Source organism: Pseudarthrobacter oxydans, from assembly GCF_030812335.1.
GTDB classification, from domain to species: domain Bacteria; phylum Actinomycetota; class Actinomycetes; order Actinomycetales; family Micrococcaceae; genus Arthrobacter; species Arthrobacter oxydans_B.
Window position 1 is genome coordinate 23,021 of record NZ_JAUSSN010000011.1, and the last position, 26,867, is coordinate 49,887.

The 26,867-nt window shown below is 68.6% G+C and carries 23 protein-coding genes; 15 read left to right on the forward strand and 8 right to left on the reverse strand.

Going from position 1 to position 26,867, the window contains the following annotated elements; translation table 11 throughout:
• Positions 1–32 precede the first annotated feature (32 nt).
• Complete coding sequence (locus tag J2W14_RS17140; protein ID WP_307464735.1) at positions 33–1,778, forward strand: ComEC/Rec2 family competence protein; 1,746 nt, start codon at positions 33–35, stop codon at positions 1,776–1,778.
• The gene (gene holA, locus J2W14_RS17145) at positions 1,712–2,725 is read left to right on the forward strand and encodes a DNA polymerase III subunit delta (protein ID WP_307464737.1); all 1,014 of its coding nucleotides are present in this window, start codon (positions 1,712–1,714) and stop codon (positions 2,723–2,725) included. Before J2W14_RS17140 ends, holA begins: the two co-directional genes overlap by 67 nt.
• A gap of 158 nt (positions 2,726–2,883) precedes the next feature.
• On the opposite strand, the gene rpsT is transcribed toward holA, so the two are convergent.
• Together rpsT and J2W14_RS17155 are read right to left on the reverse strand one after the other, a co-directional pair.
• Positions 2,884–3,144 (reverse strand): 30S ribosomal protein S20, encoded by a 261-nt coding sequence (gene rpsT / locus J2W14_RS17150; protein WP_226775157.1) that lies wholly within the window; start codon positions 3,142–3,144, stop codon positions 2,884–2,886.
• Positions 3,145–3,317: 173 nt separating this feature from the next.
• A complete protein-coding gene (locus J2W14_RS17155; RefSeq protein ID WP_307464740.1) occupies positions 3,318–3,947 on the reverse strand; it encodes a type II toxin-antitoxin system PemK/MazF family toxin in 630 nt (209 codons plus the stop codon).
• Between the two features lie 190 nt (positions 3,948–4,137).
• Here J2W14_RS17155 and lepA point away from each other — a divergent pair, with 190 nt between their 5' ends.
• Both lepA and hemW read left to right on the forward strand, forming a co-directional pair.
• Positions 4,138–5,991: a translation elongation factor 4 gene (gene lepA / locus J2W14_RS17160; RefSeq protein ID WP_307464742.1), complete on the forward strand. Its 1,854-nt coding sequence runs from the start codon at positions 4,138–4,140 to the stop codon at positions 5,989–5,991.
• A gap of 36 nt (positions 5,992–6,027) precedes the next feature.
• Positions 6,028–7,266, forward strand: coding sequence for a radical SAM family heme chaperone HemW (hemW, locus tag J2W14_RS17165; protein WP_307464745.1), 1,239 nt, complete (start codon positions 6,028–6,030; stop codon positions 7,264–7,266).
• Positions 7,267–7,362: 96 nt separating this feature from the next.
• Here the strand turns inward: hemW and J2W14_RS17170 are convergent, their stop codons facing one another.
• Together J2W14_RS17170 and J2W14_RS17175 are read right to left on the reverse strand one after the other, a co-directional pair.
• Entirely contained in the window at positions 7,363–7,782 is a 420-nt protein-coding gene (locus J2W14_RS17170) for a DUF4870 domain-containing protein (RefSeq protein ID WP_307464747.1), read from the reverse strand.
• A 143-nt stretch (positions 7,783–7,925) separates the two neighbouring features.
• Positions 7,926–8,777 (reverse strand): DUF3097 domain-containing protein, encoded by an 852-nt coding sequence (locus J2W14_RS17175; RefSeq protein ID WP_307464749.1) that lies wholly within the window; start codon positions 8,775–8,777, stop codon positions 7,926–7,928.
• A 232-nt stretch (positions 8,778–9,009) separates the two neighbouring features.
• On the opposite strand from J2W14_RS17175, the gene hrcA reads away from it, so the two are divergent.
• From hrcA to J2W14_RS17190, 3 genes are all read left to right on the forward strand, one after another.
• Positions 9,010–10,023 carry a heat-inducible transcriptional repressor HrcA gene (gene hrcA / locus J2W14_RS17180; protein WP_307464751.1) on the forward strand — a complete coding sequence of 338 codons (1,014 nt, stop codon included), beginning with the start codon at positions 9,010–9,012 and terminating at the stop codon, positions 10,021–10,023.
• A 109-nt stretch (positions 10,024–10,132) separates the two neighbouring features.
• Positions 10,133–11,260: a molecular chaperone DnaJ gene (dnaJ, locus tag J2W14_RS17185; protein ID WP_307464753.1), complete on the forward strand. Its 1,128-nt coding sequence runs from the start codon at positions 10,133–10,135 to the stop codon at positions 11,258–11,260.
• A 2-nt stretch (positions 11,261–11,262) separates the two neighbouring features.
• Entirely contained in the window at positions 11,263–12,081 is an 819-nt protein-coding gene (locus J2W14_RS17190; protein ID WP_307464755.1) for a 16S rRNA (uracil(1498)-N(3))-methyltransferase, read from the forward strand.
• Positions 12,082–12,188: 107 nt separating this feature from the next.
• Here the strand turns inward: J2W14_RS17190 and J2W14_RS17195 are convergent, their stop codons facing one another.
• Positions 12,189–13,088: a GerMN domain-containing protein gene (locus J2W14_RS17195; RefSeq protein ID WP_307464757.1), complete on the reverse strand. Its 900-nt coding sequence runs from the start codon at positions 13,086–13,088 to the stop codon at positions 12,189–12,191.
• A gap of 446 nt (positions 13,089–13,534) precedes the next feature.
• Between J2W14_RS17195 and J2W14_RS17200 the strand changes: the two genes are divergently transcribed.
• From J2W14_RS17200 to J2W14_RS17220, 5 genes are all read left to right on the forward strand, one after another.
• The gene (locus J2W14_RS17200; protein ID WP_307464758.1) at positions 13,535–14,623 is read left to right on the forward strand and encodes a PhoH family protein; all 1,089 of its coding nucleotides are present in this window, start codon (positions 13,535–13,537) and stop codon (positions 14,621–14,623) included.
• Positions 14,620–15,093, forward strand: a complete 474-nt coding sequence (gene ybeY, locus J2W14_RS17205) for an rRNA maturation RNase YbeY (protein WP_307464760.1) — start codon at positions 14,620–14,622, stop codon at positions 15,091–15,093. Before J2W14_RS17200 ends, ybeY begins: the two co-directional genes overlap by 4 nt.
• Positions 15,090–16,421, forward strand: a complete 1,332-nt coding sequence (locus J2W14_RS17210) for a hemolysin family protein (RefSeq protein WP_307464763.1) — start codon at positions 15,090–15,092, stop codon at positions 16,419–16,421. Before ybeY ends, J2W14_RS17210 begins: the two co-directional genes overlap by 4 nt.
• Positions 16,405–17,364, forward strand: coding sequence for a GTPase Era (gene era, locus J2W14_RS17215; RefSeq protein WP_307464765.1), 960 nt, complete (start codon positions 16,405–16,407; stop codon positions 17,362–17,364). The genes J2W14_RS17210 and era overlap by 17 nt, the downstream gene beginning before the upstream one ends.
• 237 nt (positions 17,365–17,601) lie before the next feature.
• Positions 17,602–19,059, forward strand: coding sequence for an LCP family protein (locus J2W14_RS17220; protein ID WP_307464767.1), 1,458 nt, complete (start codon positions 17,602–17,604; stop codon positions 19,057–19,059).
• A gap of 53 nt (positions 19,060–19,112) precedes the next feature.
• Here the strand turns inward: J2W14_RS17220 and J2W14_RS17225 are convergent, their stop codons facing one another.
• Positions 19,113–21,065, reverse strand: a complete 1,953-nt coding sequence (locus J2W14_RS17225; RefSeq protein ID WP_307464768.1) for a M13 family metallopeptidase — start codon at positions 21,063–21,065, stop codon at positions 19,113–19,115.
• A gap of 253 nt (positions 21,066–21,318) precedes the next feature.
• On the opposite strand from J2W14_RS17225, the gene leuA reads away from it, so the two are divergent.
• The 3 genes from leuA (at position 21,319) to J2W14_RS17240 (ending at position 24,752) form a co-directional block, all read left to right on the forward strand.
• Entirely contained in the window at positions 21,319–23,058 is a 1,740-nt protein-coding gene (gene leuA / locus J2W14_RS17230; RefSeq protein WP_307464770.1) for a 2-isopropylmalate synthase, read from the forward strand.
• A 108-nt stretch (positions 23,059–23,166) separates the two neighbouring features.
• A complete protein-coding gene (gene recO, locus J2W14_RS17235) occupies positions 23,167–23,922 on the forward strand; it encodes a DNA repair protein RecO (protein WP_307464772.1) in 756 nt (251 codons plus the stop codon).
• A 2-nt stretch (positions 23,923–23,924) separates the two neighbouring features.
• Positions 23,925–24,752 carry an isoprenyl transferase gene (locus J2W14_RS17240; protein ID WP_307464774.1) on the forward strand — a complete coding sequence of 276 codons (828 nt, stop codon included), beginning with the start codon at positions 23,925–23,927 and terminating at the stop codon, positions 24,750–24,752.
• Positions 24,753–24,785: 33 nt separating this feature from the next.
• Here J2W14_RS17240 and J2W14_RS17245 read toward each other — a convergent pair whose 3' ends face one another.
• Both J2W14_RS17245 and J2W14_RS17250 read right to left on the reverse strand, forming a co-directional pair.
• Positions 24,786–25,823: an alpha/beta hydrolase gene (locus tag J2W14_RS17245; protein WP_307464776.1), complete on the reverse strand. Its 1,038-nt coding sequence runs from the start codon at positions 25,821–25,823 to the stop codon at positions 24,786–24,788.
• Positions 25,820–26,842, reverse strand: a complete 1,023-nt coding sequence (locus J2W14_RS17250) for an alpha/beta hydrolase (RefSeq protein WP_307464779.1) — start codon at positions 26,840–26,842, stop codon at positions 25,820–25,822. The genes J2W14_RS17245 and J2W14_RS17250 overlap by 4 nt, the downstream gene beginning before the upstream one ends.
• Between the last annotated feature and the right edge of the window lie 25 nt (positions 26,843–26,867).

Here is a 26,867-nt window from a genome sequence, read left to right on the forward strand (position 1 = left end):
CGGCCCGGGAGGACACCCTCCGCCGGACCGATGTGCGTCTGATTCCCCCGGCGGTCCTGGTCTGGGCAACGGCCGCTGCCGGACACTACATGCATCCCGCGGCGCTTGCCGCCCTCTGTCTGACCCTCGTGGCGTGTTCGGCACTGCTGTTGCTCAGGGCCGTATCCACCGCCTGGGTACGACGGCCCGGGGCACGGCCGCCCGGGGCACCCGCACACCGGAGCTTCCACGCGACGATGGCCGGCGCCCTGCTGCTGGCCGCTGCAGCGGGCGGCCACGGCGCGGCCGACTCCGCCCGCCGGCACGAAGGGGCTGTGGCCGGTGCAGCCGCCGCGAACACAGCCGTTGCGGTGGAAGTGGAGATAACCGGCTCGCCCCGGCAACTCAGGACGCCGGGGCGTTCCGGACTCGCGGACCGGTGGGCGGTCCCGGCCACCCTGATCGACATGACCTTCGACTCGCACCGGGTCCAGGCACAGGCCAGGTTGCTGATCCTGGGCGGCGCCGACTGGGAACATGCAGCCCCGGGTCAGCGGATCCGCACGACCGGCAAACTCAAGCCGCCCGCGCCGGGACAGCCGGAAGCGGCAGTCCTCTCGGCCAGCTCCGCCCCGCTGACACTCGGGGCGGCCGCGCCCTGGCAGCGGGGCCCGGCCGAACTCCGCGACCGTTTCACCAGGGCCGCCGGACACTTCGACGGTGACGCCCGGGGACTCCTGCCGGGCATGGTCACCGGTGACACCCGCCTCTTGGACGCGGAGCTGGACGCGGCCATGAAGTCCGTCGGCATGACCCACCTGACGGCCGTCAGCGGCGCCAACTGTAGCCTCGTCTTGGGCGCCCTCCTGCTGGCCGCCCGAAGCCTGCGGTTCAGCCGGGCGTTCGCAGCGGTCCTCTGCCTCACGGGGCTGGGCCTGTTTGTCCTGATGGTCGGACCGGAGTCCAGTGTCCTGCGGGCCGCCGTAATGGGCGCAATCGGGCTCGTTGCCCTCGCCGGCGGCCGGCCCGGGCGGGGCCTGAGCTTCCTGTGCCTCGCCGTGATTGGACTTGTGCTGGCCCAGCCGGGGCTCTCGACCAGCTTCGGATTCCTGCTCTCCGTGCTGGCGACCCTCGGAATCGTGGTGACGGGCAGGCCGATCATGGCTTGGTTCCCGGCGGCGGTGCCGCGCTGGCTCGCCGCGGGGCTGGCTGTTCCGCTGTCCGCTCAGGCGTTCTGCGGACCGGCGGTCGTCCTCCTGCAGCCGCAATTCTCCACCTATGCCCTGCCCGCCAACATGGCCGCCGCCGTCCTCGTCGCACCGGTCACGCTGCTGGGGACCGCGGCCGTGCCGCTGATGCCACTGGCCCCGGCCCTGGCCGCCGCGCCGCTGGGTATCGCTGCGGCTTTCGCCACCGGGGTCGGAGCAATCGCCCGCTGTTTCGCCGGGCTGCCCGGGGCGGTCCTCCCGTGGCCGGAAGGGGCGTTTGGCGCCGCCACAATGACACTCTTCTCCGCCTGTACCCTCGCCGCCTGGTGGCTGACTTTCCACCCCGCCCGCACCGTCGCGCTGGCCCGGGCGGCGCATGAACGGACAGTGGCCCTGCTCAACCGATTCCTGCCCCGCGGCAACGGCCTGCGGGCACCGCCGGGAGGGTCACGGCCCGGCTTGGTGCACCGCCCGGGCCGTGGCAGGCTTAGAGTCTGCAAACAATTTTCCGGGAGGAAACCTCAGTGGCTGCTGCCCAGACCCCACGCGCACGGTCCGCCGCGTCGAACACCGCCACCTGGCGCGACGTGACCCCGGCCGCCGTCGTGCTGGTCGGCGGACCGGAAGACTACCTGGGGTCCCGAGCAATGGACCGCATCCGGGCGCAGGTCCGCGCCGCAGCCCCCGACGTCGAAGTCACCCGGCTCAATGCCGGCAACTACGAGCCAGGCTCCCTCGCCATGAACGTCAGCCCGTCCCTCTTCGGCGAGCAGAAGCTCATCGAGGTGGAGGGCCTGGAGGGCATGAATGATGCCTTCCTGGCTGACGGGCTGAAGTACCTCGCCCGCCCCGAGCCCGACGCCGTGCTGGTCCTCCGCCACAGCGGCGGCGTGCGCGGCAAGAAGCTCCTGGACGCCGTCAAGGCCGGCGGGTGGCCGGTGGTGGACTGCCAGCCCCTGAAGAAGGACGCCGACAAGGTCGCCTTCGTGACGTCCGAGTTCAGAGCCGCGTCCCGGCGCATCGATCCCGACGCCGTGCACGCCCTGGTCAACGCCGTCGGCGCCCACCTGGCTGAACTTGCCGCCGCCTGCAGCCAGTTGATCGCCGATGCCGCCACCGGAGTGGATACCGCCATGGTGGACCGGTACTACGGGGGCAGGGTGGAAGCCACTGCGTTCAAGGTCGCCGACGCCGCGATGGCCGGCAACGCCCCGCTGGCACTGTCCACCCTGCGCCACGCCCTCGACACCGGGGCCGACCCCGTGCCGCTGGTGGCCGCGCTGGCCTCGAAGCTGCGCACCCTCGCCAAGGTTGCCGGCGCCCAGGGCTCCTCGTCGCAGATTGCCAAGCAGCTGGGCATGCAGCCCTGGCTTGTCGAGCAGGCGCAGCGGGAGGTGCGGCGCTGGACTCCGGAGGGGCTCGTCCGGTCCATCCAGGTGACCGCCGAGGCCGATGCCCAGGTCAAGGGCCTGTCCCGGGATCCGGTCTACGCCGTCGAACACGCCGTGACCGTGATTGCGACGTCCGTGCGCCGCTGACGCCGGGCCCCGCGTGCGCTTCCCCCGGGACGGGCGCCGGCCGGGCCATGATTTGGGCTAACCCGTGATTTTCCCGGCCACAATGTGCGGCTTAACTGGAAGTGGCCGGCACCCGAGGGTGCCGGCCACAATCATCAGTTCAAATGAACTGGAAACCTTTAGAGCGCGTTGACCTTCTTGGAGATGGCCGACTTGCGGTTTGCAGCGTTGTTCTTGTGGAGAACGCCCTTGCTGACAGCCTTGTCCAGCTTGCGGCTGGCGGAAAGCAGCGCGGTCGCCGCAGCATCCTTGTCGGTGGACTCAACGGCGGTGTTGACGGCGCGGATGGCCGTCTTCAGCTCGGACTTGACTGCGTTGTTACGCAGGCGTGCCTTCTCGTTGGTGAGGATGCGCTTCTTCTGGGACTTGATATTAGCCACGTGTGAACTCTCTTTTTCAATGCGGAAAATGGTCTAGAGGGCTTTCAGATTGGCCATTGACTGAGCGGCGTGGGGATACCTATGGCGACCAACCATCTGTGGCCGTCGACCTGCACGGACACACAGCTGTCAATAGTAGCAGAGAGGCCGGCGGAGTGGCGATTTAGCGGCGTTCAGCTCCAGCCGTGGCGGCTCTGCAGGACTGCAGCGACGCGGCGGAAACTTCCGGCGTCGAGGATGGCGCCCTCGCGCCGGACATCACGCGGGTTGATCTGCAGGACACGGTCCAGTTTCGCCTCGCTGGGACGCCATTGCCGGTCCCAAGGGCCGGTGCCGATATCCACGTAGTCGTCGGCGCGGCGCGCGTCGCCGTCGTGGTCCTTGCTGGTCAGCATCAGGCCGAGCAGATAGCGGCCGCTTGTGCCCACCAGCAGCACCGGGCGGTCCTTGCCCTGCGAGTGGTCCTCTTCATACGGCACCCACGTCCAGACGACTTCGCCCGGCTCCGGGCGGCCATTGGGGGAGGGTGCGTAGCTGACCTTGGCCGTTCCGCGGAAATCGCCGGGATAGGCGCTGGCCAGGCCGACGGCGGCGCCCCGGCCTGTCCCCGGGCGTCCGCCGGCTTTCGTGCCGGTCGGTCCCGGCTGGGCCTTCGTCCCGGACCTGGCCCGTGTTCCGGGCTTGGCCTTGGTGCCGGCCGGCCTGGCCGTGCCGGAGCTGCCGGGCGCTGAGCCCGGGCGCCCCTCCAGGAAGCGCAAGGTGCTGCGGATTGCATTGCCGATCGAGCGTAAGTTCCAAGCCATGGGGAAACAATACCGGCAGCGCACCCGGCCGGGCGGCAGCCGGGCGGCCGGCCGGAGGCGGGGATGCACTCCCACGGGCCCGGACGTGGGAGACTATAGGTGCAGAGATGCGGCGCCTCGCAGGCTGGGAAACCAGCCCTGCGCCGATCTGTGCAAAAGCCAACAGTATTGCCAACAGTAAGGACCCTGCGTGTCTCCCATGGCCCGCACCGCCCCGGTGCCCGCGGCAACAGATCCGGACATCATCCGGAACTTCTGCATCATTGCGCACATTGACCACGGCAAGTCCACACTGGCCGACCGGATGCTCCAGTACACCGGCGTGGTCCAGTCCCGTGACATGAAGGCCCAGTACCTGGACCGCATGGACATTGAGCGCGAACGCGGCATCACCATCAAGTCCCAGGCAGTCCGTATGCCCTGGGAGCTCGACGGGGTCAGCTACGCGCTGAACATGATCGACACGCCCGGACACGTTGACTTCACCTACGAGGTTTCCCGCTCGCTCGCGGCCTGCGAAGGCGCCGTGCTGCTGGTCGACGCGGCCCAGGGCATCGAGGCCCAGACCCTCGCCAACCTCTACCTGGCGATGGAAAACAACCTCACCATCATCCCGGTCCTGAACAAGATCGACCTCCCGGCGGCCCAGCCCGAGAAATATGCGGCGGAACTGGCCAACCTGATCGGCGGCGACCCCGACGAGGTGCTCCGCGTCTCCGGCAAGACCGGCATGGGCGTCGAGGTCCTGCTCGACAAGATCGTCCGCGACCTCCCGGCCCCCAAGGGTGACCCCAACGCCCCGGCCCGTGCCATGATCTTCGACTCGGTCTACGACACCTACCGCGGCGTGGTCACCTACGTCCGCGTGGTTGACGGCATGCTGCACCCCCGCGAACGCATCCAGATGATGTCCACCCGCGCCACCCACGAACTCCTCGAGATCGGCGTCAGCTCCCCGGAGCCGACCCCCTCCAAGGGCCTTGGGGTCGGTGAAGTGGGCTACCTCATCACCGGCGTGAAGGACGTCCGCCTGTCCAAGGTCGGCGACACCGTCACCAACCTCGCCAAGCCGGCCTCCGAATCCCTCCCCGGCTACGCCGATGCCAAGCCGATGGTCTTCTCCGGCCTGTATCCGCTGGACGGCACGGACTACCCGGTGCTCCGCGATGCGCTCGAGAAGCTGATGCTCAACGACGCCGCCCTGGTGTACGAACCGGAGACGTCCGCCGCGCTGGGCTTCGGCTTCCGCGTGGGATTCCTGGGCCTGCTGCACCTGGAAATCACCCGCGAGCGGCTCGAACGCGAATACAACCTGGACCTCATTTCCACCGCCCCCAACGTGGAATACGAGGTCACGCTGGAGGACAAGAAGGTCGTCCACGTGACGAACCCCAGCGAATACCCCACCGGCAAGATCGCGGAAGTCCGCGAACCGATGGTCGCCGCCACCATCCTGGCGCCGAACGAGTTTGTCGGCGCCATCATGGAGCTGTGCCAGAGCCGGCGCGGCGTCATGGGCGGCATGGACTACCTCTCCGAGGACCGGGTGGAGATCCGCTACCGCCTGCCGCTGGCCGAGATCGTCTTCGACTTCTTCGACATCCTCAAGTCCAAGACCCGCGGCTACGGCTCGCTGGACTGGAAGGCCGACGGCGACCAGGTCGCCGACCTGGTCAAGGTCGACATCATGCTCCAGGGCGAACAGGTGGATGCCTTCTCCGCCATCACACACCGTGACAAGGCCTACGCCTACGGCGTGATGATGACCGGCAAGCTGCGCGAACTCATTCCGCGGCAGCAGTTCGAGGTCCCGATCCAGGCCGCCATCGGTTCCCGGATCATCGCCCGGGAAAGCATCCGCGCCATCCGCAAGGACGTGCTCGCCAAGTGCTACGGCGGTGACATCACCCGAAAGCGCAAACTGCTGGAAAAGCAGAAGGAAGGCAAGAAGCGCATGAAGATGGTGGGCCGCGTCGAGGTCCCGCAGGAAGCCTTCATCGCCGCCCTCACCACGGACGAATCCAAGGACAAGGCCAAGAAGTAGCGGTGCCAGTGAAAACTATGCAGGCAGGTCCGGACCGTGCCTAGCGCCCTCCCGCTGGGCGACCCGGCGCCGCCGGACGGGCTGTTGCCGGCCCAGGCGCTGGAAGGCGCCGCAGACCGGGCCTTCGGGCTGTATGTACACGTCCCGTTCTGTGCCGTGCGCTGCGGTTACTGCGACTTCAACACCTACACCGCCACGGAGCTCGGCGGCGGGGCCTCCCAAGACGCCTACGCCGGCACCGCCGTCGCGGAGGTCGACTTCGCGGCGGCGGTCCTGCAGCGCAGCGGCCTGCCGGCGCGCCCGCTCAGCACGGTCTTTTTCGGCGGCGGAACACCCACGCTGCTCCCCGCCGCGGACCTGGCCCGGATCCTCACCACCGCCATCGCGGCATGGGGTCTCGAACCCGGCGCGGAGGTCACCACCGAGGCGAACCCGGACTCCGTCACCCCCGATTCCCTGCAGCTGCTGGCCGACGCCGGCTTCACCCGGGTATCCTTCGGCATGCAGTCCGCGGTGCTGCACGTCCTCAAAGTGCTGGACCGCACCCACACTCCCAGCCGGGTGCCCCAGGCGGTCCAGTGGGCCAGGGAGGCCGGCCTCGCCGTCAGCCTTGACCTGATCTACGGGACGCCCGGGGAGTCGCTGGCCGACTGGCGCTACTCGCTGGAGACGGCACTGTCCTACGGTCCCGACCACATCAGCGCCTACGCGCTGATCGTCGAGGAGGGCACCAAACTCGCCGCGCAGATCCGCCGCGGCGAGGTTCCGGGAATCGACGACGACGACCATGCGGCCAAGTACGAACTCGCCGACGAACTCATTTCGGCCGGCGGGCTCTCCTGGTACGAGGTCAGCAACTGGTCCCGCACCCCGGAGCAGGCCTGCCGCCACAACCTCGCCTACTGGCGGGGGGACGACTGGTGGGGGATCGGCCCGGGCGCGCACTCACACGTCGGCGGCGTGCGCTGGTGGAACGTCAAGCACCCCACCGCGTACGCCAACCGCCTCGGGTCCGGGCTCTCGCCGGCCGCCGGCCGGGAAACCCTCGATTCGGAGACCCGTAACGTGGAGCGCGTCATGCTCGAAGCGCGGCTGAACTCCGGGCTGGAGATCGCCAGCCTCGGCGGGCTCGGTGACACCGGGCGGCACGCCGTCGCCGGACTCATCGCCGACGGCCTCGTGGATCCCGTGGCGGCCTTCCGCGGCAGCCTCGTCCTGACGCTCAAGGGCCGGCTGCTCGCCGACGCCGTGGTCCGCAGGATCCTGCCGGACTGACACCGGCCGTTCGGAACTGAACTCAGGCCCGGCGGGAAGGCTCAGATCACGCGACCGTCCAGACCGGACGTCCCGGTCAGGGCAGGGGCTGCGGGCCTACTTGATCCAGCGGAGGTTGTACTCGTAGCGGTGCGGCTGGCCGCGGTTGACGTGGATGCCGGCCGCGACCGAGAAGCACGTCACGGCAATCCAGATGACCGTAGCCAGGACCGCGAAGATGTTGCCCACCACCGGAACGAAGACCAGCAGGTTGCACACCACGGCAGCAATCGTGGGGGGCAGCGTGAAGTTGAGGGCTTCCTTGGACTCCTGCGCCGTGAACGGGCCGCGGTCCTTGAAGATCAGGTAGATCAGCAGCGAGGGAACGCAGCCCAGGATGCCGCCGAAGTGCGCCAGCGTGGCCCACTGCCGGTCCTCGTTTGCCGTCAGCGGCAGCGCATTTGCGGGAACGCCGTGGTACGGGGGCTGGCCATGGCCGGCCTGGTTGCCAGTGTGTTCGCGTGCGTCATCTGCCACGGTGTCGTCCTTCGGATTGCGGTGGTGCGTTGCTGCCTGGAGGTGCCAGGGCTGCGCCGGGAGCGTAGCCGCCTTATCAAGAATACTTGCTCGGGCGCGGAATCACCGATCTTCCCGCTGGCGGAGGTGCGCGGCGGGGCGCTTCAGGGGACGGTGAGGAAGTCGATGACCTCCTCCACCCGGCCCAGCAGGGAGGGTTCCAGATCCGCGTAGCTCCGGACCGCACCAAGAAGCTTCTGCCAGCCCAGGCCGATGTCCTCCTTGGTGCTGTGCGGCCAGCCGAAGGCCATCAGGATCCCGGTCTTCCAGTCCACGCCGCGGGGGATCACCGGCCACCTCTCGATTCCCAGCACGGCGGGCCGGATCGCCTGCCAGACATCCACGTAGGGGTGGCCGACGATCAGGACGTTGCCGGCCGCGCCGGGGGACGCCATAACCGCCGCGGCGATCCGGGATTCCTTGGAATCGGGCACCAAGTGGTCCACCAGGACGCCGAGCCGGCGCCCGGGCCCGGGCCCGAAGGCCGCGACGGCACCGGCCAGGTCATCAATGCCGTGCAGCGGCTCGACGACGATGCCCTCCACCCGGAGATCGTCGCCCCAGACCCGTTCGACGAGCTCGGCGTCGTGCTTGCCCTCCACCCAGATCCGGCTCGCTTTGGCCACCTGGGCGCGCTGGCCGGACACCCGGACGGAGCCGGAGGCGGTTCTGGTGCCGCCGGCGGGTGCCGCGGCGGCCCGGGGCGCCGGCGGCATCAGACGGATCGGCTGGCCCTCCAGCAGGAAGCCGAAGCCGAGGCGGAAGGACCGGGATTTGCCGCGCCGGTCTTCGAGGGCGACCACGACCATACCGCCGGACTTCTCCACCCGGGTGACGGCCCCCACCCAGCCGGACTGCACATCCTCGAGCACCATTCCGCGCTCCACCGGCACTTCAGGCAGTTGGGTCTTGGCGGGGGCGGCCAGGTCCTGGGGGCCCCAATTCTGGTACGACATCGGTTACACACTGCTTTACGCTCGGTTTGCTGCGGCGGGCTGTGCCCGAAAACACCCGCCCCAGGAGGAACGCCCGGAGCGGATTCAATGCTAACAATGCGGCGACTCATATTAGACTGGTTAGCACTTAGGCATGTCGAGTGCTAATCACCATGTCTTGGTGCCGGAACAGTGTCCGGCGCGGCCGGCGACCGGCGGCACCGGATGCGGGACAGTCGAATGGAGGTGGAGCGTGAGCGAACCACGCAAGCTCGAAGTGCTGCGCGCCATCGTGGAGGACTACGTCCATTCACGGGAACCCGTCGGCTCCAAAGCCCTCGTGGAGCGGCACCACCTCGGGGTGTCCAGTGCCACGATCCGCAATGACATGGCGGCCCTGGAAGACGAGGGCCTGATCACGGCGCCGCACACCAGCGCCGGGCGCATCCCCACCGACAAGGGCTACCGGCTCTTCGTGGACCAGATTTCGGCGGTCAAGCCGCTCTCACCGGCGGAACGCCGCGCCATCCAGGCCCTGCTGGAGGGCTCCGATGACCTCGACCACGTCCTCGACCGGACCGTGCGGCTGCTCGCGCAGCTGACCAACCAGGTCGCCGTCGTGCAGTACCCCCACCTGAGCCGGGCCAAGGTCCGGCACATCGAATTCGTCCTGCTGGCGCCCCGCAAGGTGCTCGCAGTGCTGATCGCGGACACCGGCAAGGTGGAACAGCGCGTCATCGACGCGGGGCAGGAACTTTCCGAGGAGGTCCTCTCCGAACTGCGCACACGGTTCCTCGGCAGCCTCTCGGGCACCCCGCTGAACCTGCTGCCGCAGACGCTGCAGTCGGTCATTGCCAGCTGCCCGCCCGCGCGGCGCAGCGCCGCGCAGGCGCTGGCCCGCGGCCTGGAGGCGCTGGCCACCAGCAGCCGCGAGGAGCGCATGGTCATGGCCGGGACCGCCAACCTGGCCCGCTCCAACGTCGACTTCCCGCTCAGCATCGGCCCGGTGCTGGAAGCCCTCGAGGAGCAGGTGGTCATGCTCCGCCTGCTGAGCGACATGGCCGAGGACCCGCGGGGCGTGACGGTGAGCATCGGCCGGGAAAACCCCTACGACGGACTCGCCGAGGCCTCCGTGGTGGCGACCGGCTACGGCCCGGACGCGACAGCGAAAGTCGGTGTGCTGGGCCCCACCCGAATGGACTATCCGACCACCATGGCCGCCGTCCGGGCCGTGGCCCGCTACCTTTCGCGGATTCTCGGCCCCTGACGAACCGCGCAGACCCGGCTGGCCTGACGGCCCGACGGGCCGACACCAGACTTCTTGCCCCTAACAGGCAGTGCCCCACCGGCAGTACAAAAAGGAAGAGATACACATTTTGAGCAGCCATTACGACGTTCTCGGAGTCTCCCGCGAAGCTACCGGAGAAGAGATCAAGAAGGCCTACCGCAAGCTCGCGCGGACCCTCCACCCGGACGTGAACCCGGGGGACGATGCCTCGGACCGCTTCAAGGCCGTCACCCACGCCTATGAGGTGCTGTCCGATCCGCAGAAACGCCGGATCTACGACACCACGGGCAACGAGAACGGCACCGACAACGGCTTCGGCGGCGGTAGCTACGCCGGCCAGGGCTTCGCATTCCAGGACATCTTCGAGACCTTCTTCGGCGCCGGCGGCCAGGCCGGACCGGCTTCCAGGGTCCGCCGCGGCCAGGACGCCCTGATCAGCGTCCGGATCGACCTCCGCGACGCCGTGTTCGGCGTCAACAAAAAAATTGAAGTGGACACGGCCGTCACCTGCCCCACCTGCGACGGCTCGTGCTGCCGTGCGGGCAGCCACCCGGAACGCTGCGACATCTGCGGCGGCAGCGGCCAGGTCCAGCGCGCCGTGCGTTCCATCCTCGGCCAGGTCATGACCACGGCCCCGTGCGGGTCCTGCGAGGGCTTCGGCACCGTCATCAAGGACCCCTGCAACGAATGCGCCGGCCAGGGCCGGATCCGCAGCAGGCGTTCCCTGACGGTCAAGGTTCCCGCCGGTGTCGCCACCGGCACCCGCATCCAGCTGTCCGGGCAGGGCGAGGCCGGACCTGCCGGCGGCCCCGCGGGCGACCTCTACGTCGAGATCCGGGTCAACAACGACGCCACGTACGTGCGCGACGGCGACGACCTGCACGCGAGCCTCAACATCCCCATGACGGCCGCCGCGCTGGGCACCGAGCTGACCCTCGACACCTTCGACGGCCGGCAGGAGATCGATGTCAAGGCCGGCACCCAGTCCGGCGAGGTCATTACGCTCCGCGGGCTCGGCGTCACCCACCTGCGCGGCTACGGCCGCGGCGACCTCAAGGTCCACCTCCAGGTGGACACCCCCGCCAAGCTCGACGCCGCCCAGGAGGATCTGCTCCGCCAGCTCGCCAAGCTGCGCGGGGAACAGTTCAGCGAAGGAAAGCTCGCCGCGAGCGGCGGTGTCTTCGCGAAGCTTCGGGACCGGCTCGGTAACCTGTAGCGGTGAGCAACCCGGTCTTCTTCACCGCCCCCGGCACCCTGGACGGGCTGGCCCCCGGTTCCGTCTTCGTCCTTGACGGTCCCGAGGCCCGCCATGCGGTCACGGTGAAGCGCCTTGGCGTGGGGGAGACCGTGGACATCGCCGACGGCGCCGGAAAACGCCTCACCGGCACCGTGGCCGCCGTCGCGCCCGGCGAACTGTCCCTGGAGTGCACCGGACTCGCCGAAGAGCCCCGGCCCGCGGTGCGGCTCGTCCTGGTCCAGGCCCTCGCGAAAGGCGACCGGGATGAACTCGCCGCCGAAACCGCCACGGAACTGGGGATCGACGCCGTCGTCCCCTGGCAGGCGGAACGGTCGATTGTCCGCTGGAAGGCCGAACGCGCGGCGAAAGCCCACGCCAAGTGGCAGTCCGTCGTCACGGCGGCGGCCAAGCAGGCACGCCGCGCCTGGATTCCCCAGGTCCGCCCCGCCGTCGACGGCGCCGCGCTGCAGGCGGCGGTGGCCGCGGCCGACCTGGCCATCATCCTGCACGAGGACGCCGTGCGTCCGCTGCGCCAGGTGCTGGAGGCCTGGCTCGCGGCCGGCCCGGCCGGCGGCTCCGGCGGCGGCACGGCTGCCGGCGGGACTGCCGTCGACGGGGCAGGCAAGGGCCGCGAGGTGCTGCTGATCGTCGGACCCGAGGGCGGCATCAGCCCGCGGGAAGTGACCCGGCTCTGCGACGCCGGCGCGGTGACGGCCCTGCTGGGGCACCATGTGCTGCGCTCGTCCACGGCCGGTCCGGCCGCCACGGTCCTCGCCAGCGACATCCTCGGCCGCTGGTAGCGCCCGGCGGTCCGGTCCGCCCCTAGAAGGCGATCGACTGCTCCGTAACCGCCGTTCTGAGGGTTCAAAAGGGCCGTTGCGGAGCAGTCGATGGTAGGGGTTTTCCGCTATTTGACCGTGAACCCGCGGGTGTCGACGTTCAGATCCTCGGCCGGGTTGCCCTCGTCGAGCTGCGACACCCGGACCTCATAGTTGCCCGGTCCCAGGCTGACCGAGAGGCCGAACGCTCCCGACTGGCCGGCCTCGGCCGAGGCCGTGACTGTCCCGTCCAGGTACCTGGTCTCGACGCTGCCGTCGATGCGCAGGATCTCCCACTTAAGTTTGCCGCCCGGAGCGGTGCTGCGGCCGGAGATCTTGACGGCGCCGTCCTCCACGGAGGTCCCTTCCTGGGGATCAATGATCCACACGGGGGCGACCATGCCGGCGCTGCGCGCCGTCGGGGAGCCAAGCCGGACGTGGTTGAAGGCGACGTAATCGGTATGCCCGTCCACGAGCACCACCACCTGGATCTGCTGGCCGGCATCGATCAGCCCCGCGCTGGCCGCGGCGGCCGTCGCGGTGTAGACGAGCTGCTGGACCGCGCGCTCGGCCATGGCCGGGTCCACGTTGCTGTTGAAGGCGTCGGCGGACATGTCCACCGTGATGACGTTCTTGCCCGAAATGGAGCTCGCCAGTTCCTTGGGGTTCTGCCACGGGGTGAAGAAGTCCGGATCGAGCGGCTTCTCGGACATCATGACCCGGAGAGCCCGCGTGACCGGGTTGTCCTGTTCCGGAACGTCACGGAACTCCCGGTAGAGGAACATGCTGTCGTTGCTCCGGCCGATCCAGTACACCGGCGCCTTGTTGGACGCCTGCGTCGTTTCCAGCGGCGCGCTCGTGGTCGGCGCCGACGCCTGGGCAGACAGGACCTGCGACGGGGCACTGGAATCCGTTATGCCGGTCTGGGGCGTGGCCACGCAGCCGGTGAGGGCCAGGGCCAGCGCTGCGGGCAGCGCCAGCAGCGGCATGCGCGGACGTGTCCGCCTGCCTGCCGCTGTGTTCCCAGTCCCGCGATCCCTGATGGCCGTTGCCTTCCGCTTTTCGTCTTCTTGGTGTTCTACCGCCTCCGGCCGGACTCAGAAGCCGCGACGGAGGCCGGTTTCCAGCATGGCATATGGGTCCGGCGGGAACGCCGGGATTCGGCCGGCCGGCGGGAACTGCAACGGGAACGATATGAGGCCGATACGAAGTTGATACCTAAAACCGGGAACGGCGCCGTATGACGCCGGGCGGCGGCCCGACAAGCCGTCCCGCCCGGCGCGGTGCGAAGCCCCGCACTGGCGTAAGATAAAAGGACCCGCTGACCCCCGGAACCAGAAGGCGCGCACCACTGTCACATCAAGCGCCGTCGGGGCCGGATCAGCGGACAGACCATTTTCGACTGGAGGGGACCAGAGGCCCGCGGGCCAACACCATGACTGAAGCAGCGAACGGCAAGGCCCGGATCAGCGCCGGAGAGCGCGCCGCAGGTGAATTTCCCCACTCCCTACCAGGGCTGCGGACGGAGGTGGTCCTGTTCGACAACTCCGATCAGATGGTCCAGTCCCTTGGCAGTCATGACGAAGCCCTGCGCTTCATTGAGGCCCAGTTCCCGGCCGTCGACTTCCATGTCCGCGGCAACGAACTCGCCATCAGCGGGCCGGCCGCCGACGTGCCGCGGATCATGCGGCTGCTTAACGAGGTCCGGGGACTCGTCGCCCGGGGCACGGTCGTCACCCCCTCGGTCCTGCAGCAGCTCGTGTCGATGCTCCGGAGCCAGTCCCTGCAGAACCCGGTCGAGGTGCTCACCCACAACATCCTCTCGAGCCGCGGCAAGACGATCCGGCCGAAGACGCTGAACCAGAAGAACTACGTGGACGCCATTGACGACAACACGGTGATCTTCGGAATCGGCCCGGCCGGTACCGGCAAGACGTACCTGGCGATGGCCAAGGCCGTGCAGGCACTGCAGCAAAAGGAAGTCACCAGGATCATCCTGACCCGTCCTGCCGTCGAGGCGGGGGAGCGGCTGGGATTCCTTCCCGGCACGCTCAGTGACAAGATCGACCCTTACCTGCGCCCGCTCTACGACGCCCTGCACGAAATGATGGACCCCGAGTCCATCCCGCGGCTGATCGCGGCCGGCACGATCGAGGTCGCCCCGCTGGCCTACATGCGCGGACGCACGCTCAATGACGCCTTCATCATCCTGGACGAGGCGCAGAACACCACCCCGGAACAGATGAAGATGTTCCTCACCCGGCTGGGCTTCGGCTCCAAAATGGTGGTCACCGGCGACGTCACGCAGGTTGACCTGCCCTTCGGGACCCGGTCCGGCCTCCGCATCGTGGAGGACATCCTGCAGGGCATCGACGACGTCAACTTCACCGTCCTGGACGCCTCCGACGTCGTCCGGCACCGCCTGGTGGGCGACATCGTCAACGCCTACAGCGTCTGGGACGAGATCCAGCGGAACCGGGTCAAGCATTCCGTGGCCCGCGACAAGCGGGAGGAACGCGCGTGAGCATCGAGGTCAACAACGAATCCGGGATCACCGTCGATGAGGCCGAGCTGGTCCAGCTGTCCCGGTTCATTTTTGAACGACTCTTCATCCACCCGCAGGCCGAACTGTCGATCCTCCTCGTGGACGAGCCGGCCATGGAGAAGCTGCATATCGAGCTGATGGACGAGCCGGGCTCGACGGACGTACTCTCGGTGCCCATGGACGAGCTGACGCCGGGCACCCCGGACAAGCCCACGCCGCAGGGCATGCTCGGCGACATCGCCATCTGCCCGCAGGTCGCGGAGGTCCAGGCGATGAACGCCGGCCACTCCACCCAGGACGAGATGCTGCTGCTCACGACCCACGGCATCCTGCACCTGCTCGGCTTCGACCACGCGGAGCCGGAGGAGAAGGAGGAGATGTTCGGCCTCCAGCGCGAACTGCTCGCTGCCTTCACCGGTAAAGACGCCCCCTCCGAGACGATGCAGTGACGCCACTGATTGTTGCCGGCATGGCGCTGGTGTTCCTCAGTTTTGCCGCGTTCCTGACCGCGGCCGAATCCGCCTTCAACTACCTTTCCCGGCACGACGCCGAGGCCGCGATCCTGCACAGCCGCGGTACCGCGCTCAAGCGCATCATGGCCCAGCCCGTGGCGCACATGCGGGCCCTGCGGTTCTGGCGGATCTGGTTCGACATGGCCTCCGCCGTCGCCGTGACGGTGCTGCTGAACAGCCTGCTCGACAACGTCTGGCTCTCCGGGCTGATCGCCACCGGCGTGATGGCCCTGCTCGGCTTCGTGATCGTCGGGGTGTCCCCCCGGCAGCTCGGCCGGGTGCACTCGGCCGGCCTGGTCCGCTTCAGCGCTCCGCTGATCCGCTGGCTCTGCTGGGTGCTGGGTCCCATTCCCGGCTGGCTCGTCACCCTGGGCAGCGCGGTGGCGCCCGGGGCGCCCGCGGACAACGAGGCCTTCTTCAGCGAAGAGGAATTCCGTGAGCTCGTGGACCGGGCCACGGAGTCCGACGTGATCGAGGACAACGAGGCCGAGATGATCCAGTCGGTGTTCGATTTCGGGGACACCCTGGTCCGCTCCGTCATGGTGCCCCGCACCGACATCCTTTGCATCGACTCCGGGTCCAGCCTGCACCGGGCCATGTCGCTGTTCCTGCGCTCGGGCTATTCCCGGATCCCCGTCATCGGCGAGAACACGGACCAGGTCCTGGGCATCGTGTACCTCAAGGATGTGGCCGCGGTCATCCACAACCTCGCCCCCGGGGAGGAGCCGCCGGTGGTTGACGAGCTCGCCCGCGAGGTGCGCTACGTGCCTGACTCCAAACCGGTGAGTGAACTGCTGCGCGAACTGCAGAAGGAATCGACGCACGTCGCGATTGTGATCGACGAATACGGCGGCACGGCCGGGCTTGTCACCCTCGAGGACCTCATCGAGGAAATCGTCGGTGAGATCGTCGACGAATACGACACCGAGAGCGCGGAAGCGGTGGAACTCGGCGACGGAAGCTACCGGGTGAGCGCCCGGATGAGCATCGAGGACCTCGGTGAGCTGTTCGACCTTGAGCTCGACGACGACGAAGTGGACACCGTGGGCGGCCTGCTCGCCAAGGCCCTCGGCCGGGTGCCGATTGTCGGCAGCACCGTCGAGGTCCACGGCCTGTCCCTCCGCGCCGACCGGCTTGAGGGCCGGCGGAACCGCGTCAGCCACATCATTGCCTCGGCCGTACCAACAGTAGAAACTGACCTTGAAGACCTACTCGACGAGGCCGCACCAATCCAACAGGGAGTCTCACGTGAGCAAGCAGAATAAGTCCGACGGCGAAGCGCCCGACGCCGGCTACCGGGCCGGTTTCGCGGTGCTGGTCGGGCGGCCCAACACGGGCAAGTCGACCCTCACCAACGCCCTGGTCGGCCAGAAGGTCGCGATCACCTCGGCCAAACCGCAGACCACGCGCCACACCATCCGCGGCATCGTGCACCGGGAGGACGGGCAGCTGATCCTCGTCGACACTCCGGGCCTGCACCGCCCGCGCACCCTGCTCGGGAAGCGGCTGAACGAACTCGTGGCGGACACCCTCGCCGAGGTCGACGCGATCGGCTTCTGCCTGCCGGCGAACGAGAAGATCGGCCCGGGCGACAAGTTCATCGCCGCCCAGCTCGCCGCCATCGGGAACAAACCGGTCATCGCCATCGTGACGAAGGCCGACACGGTGGACCGCCAGGCCCTCACCGAACAGCTGCTCGCCGTCGACGCCCTGGGCCGCGAGGTCCTCGGCGAGGACGGCTGGAGGGACATCGTCCCGGTCTCCGCCGCCGATGGCTTCCAGGTCAAGACCCTTGCCGACGTGCTGATCGGCCTGATGCCGCCGTCGCCGCCGCTCTACCCGGACGGCCACCTGACGGACGAGCCGGAAGCGGTGATGATCGCCGAACTCATCCGGGAGGCCGCCCTCGAGGGCGTCCGCGACGAACTGCCGCACTCCCTTGCCGTCGTCGTCGACGAGATCGTTCCGCGGGAGGGCAGGCCTGACGACAAGCCCTTCCTCGACGTGCGGGTCAATCTCTACGTGGAACGTCCGTCGCAGAAGGCCATCATCATCGGCAAGGGCGGCGCCCGGCTCCGTGAGGTCGGCACGAACGCCCGCAAGGCGATTGAGGCGCTGCTCGGCGCGCGCATCTACCTGGACCTGCACGTGAAGGTCGCCAAGGACTGGCAGCGGGACCCGAAGCAGCTCGTCAAGCTCGGCTTCTAGCCTTATCCCCGGCGCCGGCGAGGCCCGCGCCGCTCCCATGGAGTCCGCCATCGGGCAATTCCCAGATTCGGACTCTAAAATGGGCTGACCCCTGTTGTGAAAGAAGGCTCAACTGTGTCTCGACCCCGTGAAGACCGCGCAGACGGAACCGGACCCCCGGTTCGGTCAGGTTCTGCTGCCCGGCACACGGATGATCCCGCCGTCGGTCCGGCACGGCACCTGGGACGCATCCGCCGCATGCCCGGCTGGCTGAAGATGGGTACCGCCGTGGTCTCCATCCTGCTGGTGGGTGTCCTCGCGTTCAGCGCCTACTGGGTGCTCCGGTTGCAGGGCAATATCAGCAAGGCATCCCTCGGCGCCGGCAGCGACAAGACCGAAGGCGCCCTGGACGACTCGCGGGACCGGATGCAGATCCTCATTCTGGGCTCGGACACCCGGGACGGAAAGAACTCGAAATACGGCACGTCCGACGACGCCACCGGGTTCGGGCACTCCGACGTCATGATGCTGATGGACATCTCGGCGGACAACAAGCGGGTCAGCGTGGTCAGCTTCCCCCGCGACCTGCTCGTGGACACGCCCGCCTGCACCGACCAGGAAACCAAACAGGAATTCCCGGGGCAGGAGAACGTGATGATCAACGAGGCCATGTCGGAGGCCGGCATCGGCTGCGCCGTCGACACGGTCAACAAATTGACGGGCCTGGAGATTGACCACTTCATGATGGCCGACTTCAACGCCGTCAAGGAGCTCTCGAACACGGTGGGCGGCGTGGAGGTCTGCATCAGCGACGCCGTGTACGACCCGGATTCGAAGCTGCGCCTGCCCAAGGGGACCTCCACGGTCCAGGGCGAGCAGGCACTGGCCTTCCTGCGCACCCGGCACGCCTTCGCCGACGGCGGCGACCTCGGCAGGATCAAGGCACAGCAGGGCTTCCTGTCCGCCCTGACGCGGAAGATGAAGGATGACGGCACGATGTCCAACCCCGGCAAGATGCTGGAGATCGCCGACGTCGTGACCAGGAACCTGACCATCGACGAGGGGCTCGCCTCCATCCCGACGCTGCTGACGGTCGGGAACCGGCTGAAGAACATCGACGTCGAAAAGGTCGCCTTCGTGGCGGTCCCGACCGTGCCCGCCGTGAGCGACCCGAACCGCCTGCAGGTCGCGGAGCCCGCTGCGTCCCAGCTCTTCGCGGCGCTGCGCAAGGACATTGACCTCACGGACCCGACGGCGCCGCCGAGCCCGTCCCCGTCCCCGGACCCCAGTGCCAGCGCCAGCGCCGAGCCGACACCCAGCGAGACGGCCCCCGCCTACGACAAGGCGCTGCAGCCCGTCATGGTCGCGAACGGGTCCGGTGTCCCGGCGCGGACCCAGGAGATCCTCCAGGCCCTCACCACCGGCGGTTTCACCGAACTCGGCCAGCTGGCCGCTCCGCCGGTCGCAGCGACCGCCATCTATTACGGTGCCGGCTATGAGGTTGTGGCCGCCGATGTTGCCGCCCTGCTGGGCATTCCGGCGACGCATGTGCTCCCGGCCGCCGGTGTCGCCGGCGTCCAGGTCTACCTGGGCAGCGACCTGGTGGGCGGCACCCCGGGTGCGGACGCGGGCGTGCAGCTGCCCCCGGACATCGTCAACCAGACCGCCGGTGACGTCGTCTGCCAGCAGGCCAACCCGGCGCTGATCTCCCGGTAGCGGCGCCCCTGAAGCCACACAGAGGGCCGGCCGGACCGTAACGCCGGGGGTGACTACCAGATGCTGACGCGCGCCTCGGCCGGCATCCACATGCCGTCCTGCTCCGCCGTGCCGAAGGCCTCGTGGAAGGCGTCCAGGTTCTTGGCGATCTGGTTGGTGCGGAACTCATTGGGGGAGTGCGGATCCGTGGCGAGCCTGCGGATCGCTTCCTCGGTCCGGATGACCTGCCGCCAGCCGGCAGCCCAGGACGCAAAGAAGCGCTGCGCGCCGGTCAGGCCGTCCAGCACCGGCGGCTCCTGGCCCTCGAGGCTGATCAGGTAGGCCTTGTAGGCAATCGTCAGGCCGCCGAGGTCGCCGATATTCTCGCCCAGGGTCAGTTTGCCGTTGACGGTGTGCCCGGACGCCGCGGCGGGGGAGAGCGCATCGAACTGGGCCACCAGCCTGGCGGCCAGCGATTCGAAGGCGGTGCGGTCCTCTTCCGTCCACCAGTTGCGGAGCAGCCCGCTGCCATCGTACTGGGAGCCCTGGTCGTCAAAGCCGTGGCCGATTTCGTGCCCGATGATGGCGCCGATGCCGCCGTAGTTGACGGCGTCGTCGGCGTCGGCGGTGAAGAAGGGCGGCTGCAGGATCGCCGCGGGGAAAACGATCTCGTTGAGCAGGGGGTGGTAGTAGGCATTTACTGTCTGCGGTGTCATCAGCCACTTTTCCCGGTCCACGGGCTTGCCCACCTCATCAAGGTGCCGGTCGACGTCGGCGTTGTGCGCGCGCTCCACATTGCCGAGCAGATCCGACGGGTCGATTTCCACCGCGGAGTAGTCGATCCACTTGTCCGGGTAGCCGATCTTGGCCCGGAAGGAGTCGAGCTTCTTCAGGGCCTCGTGTTTGGTGTCCTCGCCCATCCAGGCCAGGCCGGTGATGGATTCCCGGTACGCCTCGATCAGGTTCGCGACCAGCGTCACCATCCGGGCCTTGTGCGTCTCCGGGAAGTGCCGGGCCACGTAGATCTGGCCCACGGCCTCGCCCAGCGCGGCCTCGACGACGGCGACCCCGCGCTTCCAGCGGTCCTTGTTCCGCGGAGTGCCGCTGAGGGTGGTGCCGTAAAAGCCGAAGTTGGCGTCCACGAACGCGGAGGAGAGGTACGGTGCGGCCGCGCTGACGACGCGCAGGGCAAGCCATTCCTGCCAGGCGGACAGCGGCTCGGAGTCCAGCAGGGCCGCCGCCCCGGCGAAGAAGTCCGGCGTGCTCACGACCAGTTCGGCGCGCTTCTCCGGCGTGATGGCGGCGGCGTCGAACCAGGCCGTGAGGAGCGGGAAGAGCTCGGTGGCCTGATCGGCGGATTTCAGGTTGTACGTCTTCTGCGGATCCCGCAGGGTGACTTTGTCCCAGTGGTGGCCGGCCAGCGCCGTTTCCAGTGCCACGACCCGGCCGGCCGCCGCCTCCGGGTCGGCGACGCCGGCGAGGGTGAAAACGGTTCCCACATGGTCCTGGTAGGCCTGGACCACCGCGGCGAACTTCTCGTCGCGGTAATACGATTCATCCGGCAGGCCCAGTCCGCCCTGGCCGGTGTAGAGCAGGATCCGGTCCGGGTTGCCGGCGTCGGGGGCGGGATAGATGTAGAAGAGGCCACCCACGTCCGCGCGGAACAGGCGCCCGGAGAGAGCCACGAGGTCGGCGACCGTCTGCGTGGCGAACACCTCGGCGAGCCGCGGCCGGACCGGGTCCAGTCCTTTGGCCTCCACCGCGGCCTCATCCATGAAGCTGTTGTAGAGGTCCCCGATCTTCTGCTCGATCCCGGTGGACTCCGCGCCGCGGGCGGCCGCGTCCAGGATGATCTCCTTCACCGCAAGCTCCGAGCCGTCCCGCAGCGCCGTGAACGTGCCCTCCAGGGGCCGGTCGTCCGGGATCTCGGTGCTCTGGAGCCAGGTGCCGTTGACATGCTGGTACAGGTCATCCTGCGGCCGGACACTGGCGTCGATATTGGGCAGGTCGATCCCCGAAAGTGGCACGGATGCTCCTTTGAGAGGCAGCCCGGGACCGCCGTGTTACGGGTCGCCGGGTCTGCATGGTGGACGTTACGGAGGTGTGGCTCCTTCATCTTACGCACCCGTGTTACTGTGAAAAGGTGCGCGCAGAACTGCTTCTTCTTAGCTGCCGCGGCGAGGCCTCAGACGCGATCTAGCGCAAGGCCCACCCTCGCTGCGGAGTTTGTGTTGCCCGGCCACCCTTTCATCAGGAATCACAGAAAAGGCCCCGATTGTAATGCGAAACGCACAGAAGCCCTCAGGAATGCCCGTCCACCGCTACGTCCCGTTCCAGGACCTGATCACGGTCGAACTGCCGGACCGCACCTGGCCGGACAAGGTCATCACCAAGGCCCCGCGCTGGTGCGCCGTGGACCTGCGTGACGGCAACCAGGCCCTGATCGACCCGATGAGCCCGGCCCGCAAGCTGAAGATGTTCCAGCTGCTGGTCCAGATGGGCTACAAGGAAATCGAAGTCGGGTTCCCCTCCGCCTCGCAGACGGACTTCGACTTCGTCCGCCAGCTGATCGAGGGCAACCACATCCCGGACGACGTCACGATCCAGGTCCTGACCCAGGCCCGCGAGCACCTGATCGAGCGGACCTACGAGTCCCTCGTCGGCGCCAAGCAGGCGATCGTGCACCTGTACAACTCGACGTCGGTCCTGCAGCGCCGGGTCGTCTTCAACCAGGACGAGGACGGCATCCTGGACATTGCCCTGCAGGGTGCGCGGCTGTGCAAAAAGTACGAAGAGACCCTGCAGGACACCCACATCACCTACGAGTACTCGCCGGAATCCTTCACCGGGACCGAGCTGGAGTACGCCGTCCGAGTCTGCAACGCCATCGCCGACGTGTTCGAGGCCTCCGCCGACAGCCAGGTCATCATCAACCTGCCGGCCACGGTGGAAATGGCCACCCCCAACGTCTACGCCGACTCCATAGAGTGGATGAGCCGGAACCTGCACCCGCGGGAGGGCATCATCCTGTCCCTGCACCCGCACAATGACCGCGGCACCGGCGTCGCGGCCGCCGAGCTGGGCTACCTGGCCGGCGCGGACCGGATCGAAGGCTGCCTGTTCGGCAACGGCGAGCGGACCGGCAACGTGGACCTGGTGACGCTGGGCCTGAACATGTTCGTCCAAGGCATCGACCCGATGATCGACTTCTCCGACATCGACGAAGTCCGCCGCACCGTTGAGTACTGCAACCAGCTGCCCGTGGCTGAGCGCGCCCCGTACGGCGGAGACCTCGTCTTCACCGCGTTCTCCGGCTCGCACCAGGACGCCATCAAGAAGGGCCTGGAAGCCCTGGAGAAGGACGCGGCTGCCGCCGGCATGGACGTCGCCGACTACGCCTGGCAGGTCCCGTACCTGCCGGTTGACCCGAAGGACCTCGGCCGCAGCTACGAGGCCGTCATCCGGGTCAACTCCCAGTCGGGCAAGGGCGGCGTCGCCTACCTGCTGAAGAACGAGCACAACCTGGACCTGCCGCGGCGCGCCCAGATCGAGTTCTCCGGGGTCATCCAGAAGCAGACCGACACCGTGGGCGGCGAAGTCAGCGGCGCCCAGCTCTGGCAGGTCTTCCAGGATGAGTACCTGCCCTCCGGCTCCGCCGACGAGCAGTGGGGCCGCTACGCCCTCGGCCCGTTCAGCACCGAGACGGACGAGGACGGTTCCATGACGCTGCACGCCGCGCTCAAGATCGACGGCACCCCGGTGCACCGCACCGGCACCGGCAACGGTCCGATCGCGGCGTTGCTGAGCATCCTGCGCGAAGACGGCGTCGACGTCCGCGTGCTGGACTACAGCGAACATGCCCTGTCCGAAGGCGGCAGCGCCCTCGCCGCGGCCTATGTCGAATGCGCCGTGGGGGAGCGGGTGCTGTGGGGCGTCGGGATCGACGCCAACACGTCCACGTCCTCGCTCAAGGCCGTCATCTCGGCCGTGAACCGCGCCATCCGGGACGCCCGCGCCTGAGCCGGCCCTCATTACTGCGCCGCCGGGTCCTCCGGCGGCGCAGTCTGCCTGAACTGCGGTGTTTCCCGATAGGCAGCGTTTCCTTCAAAGACAGTGCGAAGATTAACCGTGGCCCATCCCTCCTCCTTTGCCTCCCGCGCCTACCGTGATGACGGCGTCATCCTGCGCACCCACAAGCTGGGTGAAGCGGACCGCATCATCACCATCCTCACCAAGCACCACGGCCAGGTCCGCGCGGTGGCCAAGGGCGTCCGGCGCACGAGCAGCCGCTTCGGCGCCCGGCTGGAGCCCTTTATGGTCGCGGACCTCCAACTGATCTCCGGCCGCACCCTGGACATCGTTACGCAGGCGGTAGCCAAAGGGGCCTACGGCGGCAACATCGCCGCGGACTACGGCCGCTACACCGTCGCTGCGGCCATGACGGAGACGGCCGAGAAGCTCACCGACGTCGACGGCGAAGCGGGCACCGCCCAGTACAACCTCCTCGTCGGGGCCCTGGCATCGCTGAGCCGCGGGGACCACAGCCCGGAACTCATCCTCGATTCGTACCTGCTGCGCGCCCTCGCCACCGGCGGCTGGGCGCCGAGCTTCACCGACTGTGCCCGCTGCGGGGCCCGTGGTCCGCACACCGCGTTCTCGGCTCCGCTCGGCGGCATGGTGTGCGCCGACTGCCGCCCGCCGGGATCGCCCGCGCCGGCGGCGGAAACCGTTGTGCTGCTCGGCGCGCTGCTCACCGGGGACTGGGCGACGGCGGACGCGTCCGTCCGCGTGCACCGCCGGGAGGCCGCCGGCCTCGTGGCCAGCTACCTGCAGTGGCATCTGGAACGTGTCCTCAAATCCCTCAAACATGTGGAGCGAACGTAACTGTGGCGTTGGGTAAAAAGAAGAATCCGGTCCGGCAGCGGAGCGCCCCTGTGGTGCACCCGTACCCGCACGCCTCCGGAGCCGTGCCCCCGGCGATTCCGGCGGAGTTCATTCCCCGCCACGTCGCGATCGTGATGGACGGCAACGGACGCTGGGCCAACCAGCGCGGCCTGCCCCGGATCGAAGGCCACAAGGCGGGGGAGCCGGCCCTGCTGGACGTCGTGGCCGGGGCGATCGAGCTCGGCATCGAGTACGTGAGCGTCTACGCCTTCTCCACCGAGAACTGGCGCCGCTCGCCCGAGGAAGTGCGCTTCCTGATGGGATTTAACAAGGATGTGCTACGTCGGCAGCGCAACCAGCTCGATGAGTGGGGCGTCCGGATCCGCTGGTCCGGCCGGCGCCCCCGGCTCTGGGGCTCGGTGATCCGCGAGCTGGAGGAGGCCGAGGACTTCACCCGCGGCAACAGCACGTGCACGTTGAACATGTGTGTTAACTACGGCGGACGCGCCGAAATCGCGGATGCGGTGTCCGCGATCGCGGAGGAAGTCGCCGCCGGGCGGCTGAAACCGGGTGCCATCACCGAAAAGACGATCCAGAAATACCTGGACGAGCCCGACCTTCCCGACGTCGACCTGTTCCTGCGCAGCTCCGGCGAGCAGCGGCTCTCCAACTTCATGCTGTGGCAGTCGGCGTATGCGGAGTTCGTCTTTATGGATACGCTGTGGCCCGACGTGGACCGGCGCACACTGTGGGACGCCGTCGAGATCTACGCCCAGCGGGACCGCCGGTACGGCGGTGCGGTGGACGCGGCCCCTGCCGCCCCGGCCTGACCCCCCAGGGATCCGGCCTGGGTGTCAGCCCCCTCAGCCCGGGTAGAGGCTGAGCCAGAGGACGAGGTCGTCGTAGGCCTCCTGCCGCACCGCGCGGCGGGACAGGAAGATGTCATGGATCGCTCCCGGGTACCGGAAGACCGCCGTCCGGCGGCCCAGCCTGAGCGCGCTGCGTGCCGTTTCCTCGACATCGATCACGGCGTCGAGTCCCATGAGTTCCTCGGACCATTCCGCCTGGATCCGGGTGCGTCCGGACAGCATGACCAGCACCGGCGGGCGGATGTCGAGCCGCTGCGCGACGGCCGCGTGGCCGGCCAGGACTGCCTTCATCCAGCCCGGCCGGACGGGGAACGATTCCCGCGGACGCCACGCGGGATCCAGGACCCATTCGCCGTGCGCGGTGCCGCCCACGCTGTCCCAGTAGCCGGGCATGCTGGGCATCAGGAGCACCCGGCGCGGATCCGCGCGCGCCAGCGGTTCCACCAGATGTACCGCGATGTTCCGGATCAGGCTGCTGCCCTGGAGTTCCAGCCAGGGAGCATTGAGGACCAGCGTGCCCAGCTTCCCCGGATTCCGGTCCGCCCACAGCGCTGCCACGAGACCGCCGAGGGAATGCGCGAGCAGGTGCACCGTCGGCGCCGCGGAGGTGCCGGTGCGGCTGGCGATGTCGGCGCCGATCGCTGCCAGCGCTGCTGCGATGTCCTCGTCGTAGATGGCCAGGTCGGTGGTGTAGCCGGGGGTCTGCCAGTCCCGGAGGCTGCGCCCGAACTTCCGCAGGTCCAGGGCATAGAAGTGGAAGCCGCTGGCAACGAGGTGATCGGCGAGTTCGGCCTGCAGGAAATAGTCCGCCCAGCCGTGCAGGTAGAGAACCACCTTCGCCGGTGCCTGAGTCCCAGGCACGGCCGGGCCCGGAGCCGCCACCCATGCCGCAGTTCCGTCCGGTCCGGCGTGCCGGACCAGGGTCGCGACGACGGGGCCCTCGTCGTCCGGCGCCAGGGGCAGTTCCAGGCGTGCGAAGCGGCTGCCCAGCACATCTTCCCGCCACAGCGGCCGCACTCCGGCGAGCGTCACGCGGGGCCGCCGTCGTCCAGCACGTACGCCCGGAGCCAGCGGGCCAGCCGGGCGTAGGCGTCGGCGCGGACGCGCGGGGCGGACAGGAACACATCATGCAGGGCGCCGTCGATCCGTTCGAGCGTGACGGTCCGGCCCAGGCTGAGCGCCCGCAGGGCGATGGTGTTGACGTCCAGGACCGCGTCGGTGCGCCGCATGGACTCCTTCCAGAACATCCCGGTGGCGCTGGCTCCGGAGATCAGCACCAGAATGGGGACGTCGATGTTCAGTCCCCGCGCCACCCGCGACTGCCCGCTGAGGACCGCGCTCAGCCACCCGGCCCGGACCGGGAACGCCCGGGGCGGGCGGTAGTTGTCATCCAGGGTCCATTCGCCCTCCGCGGCGCTGCTGATGCTGCGCCAGTAAAAGCCGCGTTCGGGCAGCCGGATGACGGCTTCGGGCCGGAACCGCGCGAGCGGCTCCACCATCGTCCGCGCCGCGCGGCGCACGGCCGGACTGCCGTGCATTTCCAGCCACGGGCTGTCGAGGATCAGCTGCGAGACCATGCCCGGATGCCGGCTGGCCCACAGCGCGGCGATCAGCCCGCCGGTGGAGTGCCCCATCAGTGCCACCGTCGGCGCGGCTTCAGCGTCGGAGTGCAGGGAGGCGATGATGCCAATCGCCGCGGTGATCTCGGCGTCGTAGTCGTCCAGGTCGGCCACATAGCCGCCGGGTGCGCCGGCGTGGAGGCTCCGCCCGTGGTTGTGCATGTCAAGGGCGAAGAACGCGAAGCCCTGGCCGGTCCAGAATTCGGCGAGTTCCTCGTTGAAGAAATAGTCACTCCAGCCGTGCAGGAACAGCACGGCGCGGGGCCGGCCCCCGCCGGCTTCACCCTTTCCGGCCGGAGCCCCGCCGGCGGCAGTCCCTGCGCCGGGAACGTGCCGCACCAGCGTGGCGGTCCGCTCGACGCCGTCGGGCCCGGCGGCCGCGACGGTGCAGGCCTCGAAGTCGTCGCCGAGGATATCGGGCACCCAGTCCATGGCTTCATGCTAGCGCCCGGTGGCC